Genomic DNA, 7,266 nt, shown 5'->3' with positions numbered 1-7,266 from the left:
GCTGTTTAATCTCTTTTCTTAGGGCTAAAAGCTCGGCTCTCTCATCTGAAGTTACGTTAGAACTTTCTAGCTCCTCAACCTTCTGTTTCCAGCTATACTGCAGGTTTGATGATACACCAAGCGCGTCTGCAGCTTGTGGAACGCTATAGCCTTGTTCGGTTATTAACCCTAAAGCTTCCTCTTTAAACTCTTTGGTGTAAGTTCGGTACTGTCTTTTCGTATTCATGCTCACCTCTATTGTTGGTTCTATAATCCACAATCAAGGTGTCCAGATCGATTAGACCGGAATATCCGTCGGCAAAGTGACGGGGAAAAATATGCCGTTAATCAATATGGAAGGTGCTGGAGATCAAATAGCTAAATAACTAGAAAACCACAAGCAGAAAACCTACTAGCGCCTATCAGGTAGTCTCTCTTAATTCGCCTACTAAGTTGACAGCGAGGTTATGACAAATGCAAAAATAAAAAGCTACAAGGGTTAGCAATAAATCTTATATAACCCTTTTTTATTTGCGCTTTCCCTAACTCAGCTTTATTTGTCATGTGACTAAAAAGTAATTTAATAACTAGCTTACAACGCTCTGTTCGTTCATTAAGTCAGTAATCACTTCCATTGCTATATCTAAACCGTTGGTCGATTCACACTGCATCAAAGCATTATCGAGTTGCTGGGCACTCCCAGTTTGAATAAGATCAAGCAGTCTTGAAGTCATCTCATCAGCAGTAACGCTGCTACTCACTGTGAGCCCTCTTTCTTGGCATACTCTAATTCTATAATTCTGATCTTTAGCCACTGCGGCCGAAACCGTCGGCTTTTTTAGGGCTATCGCCTGTAAAAGTGTATCTCCACCACTTAGCACTGCAGCTTTAGAAGCATCCAGAAGATCCATAAAATCAACATGGATCAACTCTCTAATATTAATGACACCTTCATACTCTGGCATAGCCTTAGGGTAACTAGGACCGAAAATCACCACGCATGGTATTTTTGTTGCCTGGTAAATACTTGCGGCGGCCATAGCAAACTCCTCAATACAATGGCCTTGCCCATTTTTGTGTCCACCAGAACCAGCATTAAACAATACAAAATTATTTGCGACTAAACTTAGTTTCTTAAGTAACTCTGACTGCCTAAGCGCAACAGGGCTTGCAAACACTGAACCGATAATAGTCGGCTCAGGTTTGTTAATCAGCTTAAGTTTTAGCCTATCAAACGAGCTAATTGTGCCGATAACGAACTCAGGTTGCACCACCCAATGACTATCAGTGACATGCGCTCGTAGTAGCTTCATTCCTCTACTTCGCTTGCGTTTATGCTGACTAATAAATATCACTTTGGCCCCCATTTTATTGGCATGCACCAATTGTGAGCGACGACCAGAAGCATCAAAAATAACAAAATCAGCTTTGAAAAAGGAGATGAAGTCATTTACCGCTTTAATATTTTTTGTCGGCGTATCATCTAACAGTTCCACAGGGTAGGCACAAGCTGTAGCATATGGCGCTTGGCGACTTAAAATAAACTGCACATCGGCATCAGGCCAACGCTGCTTAACTTCGTTGGCTATGATCAAAGAACGCATATACTCGCCCATGCCCTCGGCGGAGGAAACCGGAATAAATAGGAATTTTGGGGACAGCGACATATAAGCACCCTTTAAAATACAACAAGCGAAACAACACAGTGTTAACTGTTGTTAAATCTTGTTTGATAGTCATTAATAATAACATGTTGGCCATCGAATCGGAGATTTGTTAACTCAGGTTAACAAATTAATTTTTGTTCACCATGAACAACAGCACTTGATCTCATCATTACAAAATCCCTATTGCCCGCTAAATCACCCTCGCCTATAATTTATAGACCATTGACGGCAGAAAGTTAACCTGTGACATTTTCAAATTCTCAGCAATCACCGTATCTTCTTGAGATTTATATAGATAGAGCAACACTGCCTGCGGTGCAACAAGCAGCAATGATCGCTCACAATCAAAGTCAAAATCCAAAGCTTATTTGCTGGCAACGGCATCCAGTTAACAACGAAGCCTTATTGAAAGGTATCAATGCCACATCCTTTGCTAGCATTGCTTCACTATACCAATACGCAGAAAAGCTCTTAGCAAGCCATGCCCACAGTCATGTCACTATTTACGGCAATACCTACTGGAGTAAAGATCTCTCAAAGCTTATTAGGCATCTCAGTCGGATTTCAGGAGTAGAGATAAATAAGCTCGAATTAATTGATGATGGTTCTTCTGAATATCAGAAAATGTTCCACTGGCAGAAATTGAGCTTGTCTACGCAGCTCAATGACCTACAAACAGGTTTAATCAACCTGAAAAGTTACCTAACAGGTCATGACAATAGGTTAGTGAGGCTGTTGACTCGCCATTCTAATAAGTTACCAAGACGCATATCGAGCTTCTTTAACTGGCATCACCTGTTTCCAACCACCTACCATATGTTACGTTTGGACTATTTGGATAAGCCAGAGCTTTCACAGTTAAAGCGACACCTAGGTGACAATACCCAGCAAATCCGTTGGGACTACATATCCAATAATATATTCAACGCAGAACAACAATCTCTTTTCTATCAACTTCTTAATGTGTCAGCAAAAGATCAGGATCTAATACAAGTCAGCGAAAGTCAGCCAAAAGCAGAATTCATATTTATTGGCGTTGACTCAACCAGCGCCAGTAGTGAATTACAAACCAAAGTGATTGCAGATTCTCGGCAAGAGTCAGGGTTGATCCCGCAGATAAATGCTAAGAAAATGCAGTTTAAGGGTCACCCTTTTGCCAATTTCAATCAAGCAATTATAGATGCGCACCAAATGAGCCAGATGCCTTCAATGATCCCATTTGAAACACTCATTATGACGGGGAATTTACCGCAGAAAATTGGTGGTATGGCTAGCTCACTCTACTTTTCGCTGCCAGATGACTACCACATTGAATATATCGTTTTTTCAGGTTCTAAGCTGGATCTCAAAGAGCATGCACTGTTACAAATCATGCTTTATTTAAAAGTAATAACGCCCGAGCGAATTTACTTTTCGGAACAATTCTAACGCCCTATAACAGCACTATTGCAACAGGGTTATTTGGCATTCAAGCGATCAAAAACTTCAATAACGGCCTCAACAGGGATCAACTGCATTAATTGCTCGCCTTTAGCTCTAACGCCCCAAGGCACATCGTCACCTTTTTGCTGCCGAATAATGGAGTCGTAAACACTCACAACGTTATCTTGTGATAAATACGGCCCTGTTCGCCCCGGGTTTGAATGAGCATATAGACCAATAACTGGTGTACCTTGAGTCACTGCCATATGGGCAGGACCAGTATCAGGTGCCAGTACTATGCTTGCTTGCTTTAACAGTGCTAACAGTTGCAGCAATGATGTTTTACCCACCTGATCCTCAAGCTCTGACTGAGCAAAACCTTGTATTGCTTCGGCCAGTTTTTTCTCCAATGCAGTAGGTCCGCCACACAACATCACTCGATAGCCACAGGCCACAGCGTGATCAGCCACAGCAGCATAACGTTCTGGTAACCAGTTTCGCTCGGCTTTACTTGCTGCAGCACAGATAACCAAAACAGGGGTTCCACTTGGGATCAAGTTTTCAGCAAACTCGGTGTCGGCCGCAAGTACCGGGATGTTCCAACTTAAATCGGCATCGGTAACGCCAACCGCCTTAGCAAACCCCATAAAACCATCAAGCACATGAGGTGTAGCTTGCGGTTCGATGCGGCGATTAGTCACCAACCATTGCCCCTCTTTGGCGCGAAACCGGTCAAAACCAATACGCACCTTGGCTAATATAGCAAGAGATGCAATCGTCGCTCTAAGCGCTATTTGCATATGCAGTAACACATCAAACTGTTGCCCTTTTAGTGCCCGCTTTAAATTAAAGCAGCTACGCCAACCTTGTGACTTATCGAAAATAACAAACTCTACCCCAGGCAGATGTTTTAACAGCTGAAACTCAACTTTCCCTAGTACCCAAGTAATTTTGAGCTGTGGATAACGACGTTGAATCGCTTGCACCATAGCAACCGCATGACATACGTCACCAATCGCCGACAGCCTGAGCAGACACAAAGAGTTAGCATTGGTTAAATCCAATGTATTTGCTTGTGATTCAATATGGTTATCCGGGGTCGTTAAGCTCATAGGACTCGAAGGTTGTTTGGCGTATTCCACCGATCTTAATGTAGAATGGCTACAGGTTCCACGCTTTAGCGTACAATTCTATCTATGAAGTTTAAAAAAACAGCCACAGGCAGCATCGCTTATTGCGAACATACCTCTGACAATATTGAAACCACTTGGTTTAGTGTGGATTTCTGGCGTGCACGCGAAGCGGTAACGGGTTCATCTAAAGGCCGTTATACCACTTGGTTTGTCGATGCCAGTATTGAACAAGAAGACGTTCAACAATGGGTGCTACGCCACTATTATCGTGGTGGCTTAATAGAAAAGTTCAGCCGTGATAAATACCTATTTACCGGTTTAACACGTACCCGAGCAGTGGCGGAATTAGCATTACTAGAAACCCTATATGATCAGGGCTTCCCGGTTCCTAAACCTATCGCTGCCAATGTCGAGCGATGTGGCCTAAACTACCGAGCTGATTTAATTATCGAGCGAGTAGAAGGCGCTGAAGATCTCGTGGCAAGACTGAGTAAAACAGCAATGACCACCGAGCAGTGGCAGGCTTTGGGTCAATGCATTGCTCGTTTCCATAAACATGGGGTGTACCACGCCGATCTCAATGCGAAAAATATTCTAATTGCAGATGAACAGTTCTATCTGATTGATTTTGATCGTGGTGAGTTAAGAACAGCAAAAGCTGACTGGCAAAAAGCCAATATGGATCGTTTATTACGCTCGTTTAGAAAAGAGTTAGCCAAACTGCCACAGCTCGGCTTTACCGAAGCTCATTGGCAACTGCTGCATAATGCTTACAGTGAAGAGCTAGCCCTAAAGTAAGCTCCCTCTACCCCACTGAATGTCAGTGGGGATAACTAACTTTTTAACATTAAATCCACTAGTGCAAACTGCTTCTCCAAAGCCCCTCTATTTTGCAGCATAACTTGCCTACCCGCTTCACTTGCAACCTGATAGCCTTGCTTGTCATTAAACATTGAAATGAGTACCTGAGCTAACGCATCGCTAGAGTTAACGACCTGTAACGCCCCTTCTCGCTGCAATAATGCTGTGATTTCATTAAAATCCCAATGATGTGGCCCAACAAATACCGGCAACCCGACAGCTGCAGGCTCTAATGGGTTATGGCCACCATTTTCGATCAAGGTGCCACCAACAAAAGCTTGATCTGCGGCTGCATATAGCGTGAGTAACTCACCCATCGTATCGCCAACAATCACTTGGGTTTGCGCAGTGACCTCGTCATTTATACTACGTCTAGCCACCAGCATTCCCGCCGCTTTGACCACTGCCACGGCCGCATCAAACTGCTCTGGGTGACGAGGAACCAGCACCATTAACGCAGTTGGATATTGTTGTAGCACTCGCTGATGAGCCTGGATCATAATGTCGAACTCACCAGGGTGCACTGAGCCAGCCACCCAGATAGGACGTTGCTGTGCATTCCAGCTTTTTCGCATCACCAGAGCGGCATCAATGCGTGCTTGCTCAATATTAAGATCAAATTTCAAGCTACCGCACACGGTAATATTATCAGCTGTTACACCAAGGTCGATAAAGCGAGCGGCAGCTTGTTCCGACTGAGCCGCTATTGCATCCAAACTCTGTAGCATAGGTAGGTTCAAACCTGGGCGCTTATGATAAGCATCAGCGGACTTTTGCGATAAGCGAGCATTTGCCAACAATACCTTGGCGCCACTGTGCTTAAGGTAATGAATAAGATTCGGCCACAGCTCAGTTTCCATAATAATGCAATTTTTAGGCGCGACTTGTTGCACGAAGCGTTTACTACACCAAGCAAGATCGAATGGCAGATAGCAATGCTGTACTTGACCTGCAAATGCTCGAAGCACTTCAGCTGATCCCGTTGGGCTGGTTGTAGTGACCGTGATAGATAGATTTGGGTAGGCGGTTTGAATTTGTTTTATCAGTGGAATTGCAGCTAGCGTTTCCCCCATAGAAACACAATGCAACAGCAGATCTGTTTGCTGTAAACGCTTAATCCCAAAACGTTCACCCCAGCGGCGACGATAATCAGGGCTTTTAAACCCACGCACGATTAGGTAAACCATTAGCAAAGGAGAGATAAGATAAAGCAAAGCGGAATAGAGGCTACGATTCATGAATTTATTTACTTTCGTCAGTTTTGCTTGAAGAATTGGCTCAATGCTAACATGATAGTCACAACTTAACGTAGATGCCTAACCGCGAATATGTCGAGTTGCGCGCGCATTTTTTATCGCCAAGCCTGATTCGTGATAGCAATTAAGGGTGGTGATTTCTTGGATATTAAGCATTTAGGATGAATATGAAGACCCGTGACAAAATCGTACAAGCCAGCTTAGAACTCTTTAATCAGCATGGCGAAAGAACAATCACAACCAATCATATTGCAGCACACCTAAACATTAGCCCAGGGAATCTCTATTACCATTTCCGCAATAAAGAAGACATTATTCGCTCGATATTCAGTCTTTATGAGCAACATTTAGAGTCAGGCTTCCAGCCTTATGTCGACAAAGAGGTCGATGTCGATCTTCTCGTTGGTTATTTTGATGCTATGTTCTACACCTTGTGGCAATTCCGTTTTATGTACGCCAACCTAGCCGATATCCTCAGCCGTGATGAAGCACTGAAAAACCGCTACCTGCAAGCTCAACAAGATGTACTTGCTCGTTCAAGTAACGTGCTTATTAAGCTGACTCAAGATGGTTTTTTGAAGGTAAATGAAACTGATATAGCGCCACTTGCAGATACCATCAAAATGTTGGTGAGCTTTTGGATAAGCTATAAATTAACCCAAACACAATCTAGTATTGGCTCAATTACTAAAGAGTCACTCTATGAGGGGTTACTGCGAGTGATCATGATATTTAAAGCCTACTCAACCCCAGAGTCTGCAGCGACCTTTGAAAGGCTAGAAGAGTACTATACCTCTATGGCCAGTGGTGCTGAAACCGCAGCTTAGACAACCCAATTTCAACAAGGTGTTGGCTAAATGCCTTGTTGAAAACAGAGTTATACCAATTGCCTTAAGTATTTGGCCGGTTCAGAACCCCTCAGCCTTTTCAATTCAAAGCGCATTGGTA

At 43.4% G+C, this 7,266-nt stretch carries 7 protein-coding genes; 3 read left to right on the top strand and 4 right to left on the bottom strand.

Annotation, left to right across the window (positions count from 1 at the left end; genetic code table 11):
• Positions 1-226, bottom strand: a 226-nt coding sequence (locus AB4238_RS14015; RefSeq protein WP_372033978.1) for a transposase, incomplete at its 3' end; no start/stop codon positions are given.
• Between the two features lie 340 nt (positions 227-566).
• Entirely contained in the window at positions 567-1,646 is a 1,080-nt protein-coding gene (locus AB4238_RS14010) for a hypothetical protein (protein ID WP_372033977.1), read from the bottom strand.
• A gap of 243 nt (positions 1,647-1,889) precedes the next feature.
• On the opposite strand from AB4238_RS14010, the gene AB4238_RS14005 reads away from it, so the two are divergent.
• Positions 1,890-3,074, top strand: a complete 1,185-nt coding sequence (locus tag AB4238_RS14005; RefSeq protein WP_372033976.1) for a hypothetical protein — start codon at positions 1,890-1,892, stop codon at positions 3,072-3,074.
• A 29-nt stretch (positions 3,075-3,103) separates the two neighbouring features.
• Here the strand turns inward: AB4238_RS14005 and AB4238_RS14000 are convergent, their stop codons facing one another.
• Entirely contained in the window at positions 3,104-4,057 is a 954-nt protein-coding gene (locus AB4238_RS14000; protein ID WP_372033980.1) for a glycosyltransferase family 9 protein, read from the bottom strand.
• Between the two features lie 207 nt (positions 4,058-4,264).
• Here AB4238_RS14000 and AB4238_RS13995 point away from each other — a divergent pair, with 207 nt between their 5' ends.
• Positions 4,265-4,999, top strand: a complete 735-nt coding sequence (locus AB4238_RS13995) for a 3-deoxy-D-manno-octulosonic acid kinase (RefSeq protein ID WP_372033975.1) — start codon at positions 4,265-4,267, stop codon at positions 4,997-4,999.
• 35 nt (positions 5,000-5,034) lie between these two features.
• Here AB4238_RS13995 and waaA read toward each other — a convergent pair whose 3' ends face one another.
• Positions 5,035-6,300 carry a lipid IV(A) 3-deoxy-D-manno-octulosonic acid transferase gene (gene waaA / locus AB4238_RS13990; protein ID WP_372033974.1) on the bottom strand — a complete coding sequence of 422 codons (1,266 nt, stop codon included), beginning with the start codon at positions 6,298-6,300 and terminating at the stop codon, positions 5,035-5,037.
• A gap of 185 nt (positions 6,301-6,485) precedes the next feature.
• Between waaA and AB4238_RS13985 the strand changes: the two genes are divergently transcribed.
• Entirely contained in the window at positions 6,486-7,145 is a 660-nt protein-coding gene (locus AB4238_RS13985; RefSeq protein WP_372033979.1) for a TetR/AcrR family transcriptional regulator, read from the top strand.
• The last annotated feature ends 121 nt before the right edge of the window (positions 7,146-7,266 follow it).

The organism is Shewanella sp. 10N.286.45.A1 (genome assembly GCF_041470405.1).
Classification (GTDB): domain Bacteria; phylum Pseudomonadota; class Gammaproteobacteria; order Enterobacterales; family Shewanellaceae; genus Shewanella.
Note: the sequence above shows the minus strand (reverse complement) of the source record. Positions and strands in the feature narration are given on the sequence as shown.

Bases quoted from the DNA above. Each gene is read 5' to 3' on its own strand.
- waaA (WP_372033974.1), bottom strand. From the start codon at position 6,300: ATGAATCGTAGCCTCTATTCCGCTTTGCTTTATCTTATCTCTCCTTTG.
- AB4238_RS13985 (WP_372033979.1), top strand. From the start codon at position 6,486: ATGAAGACCCGTGACAAAATCGTACAAGCCAGCTTAGAACTCTTTAAT.
- AB4238_RS14000 (WP_372033980.1), bottom strand. From the start codon at position 4,057: ATGGTGCAAGCGATTCAACGTCGTTATCCACAGCTCAAAATTACTTGG.
- AB4238_RS14010 (WP_372033977.1), bottom strand. From the start codon at position 1,646: ATGTCGCTGTCCCCAAAATTCCTATTTATTCCGGTTTCCTCCGCCGAG.
- AB4238_RS13995 (WP_372033975.1), top strand. From the start codon at position 4,265: ATGAAGTTTAAAAAAACAGCCACAGGCAGCATCGCTTATTGCGAACAT.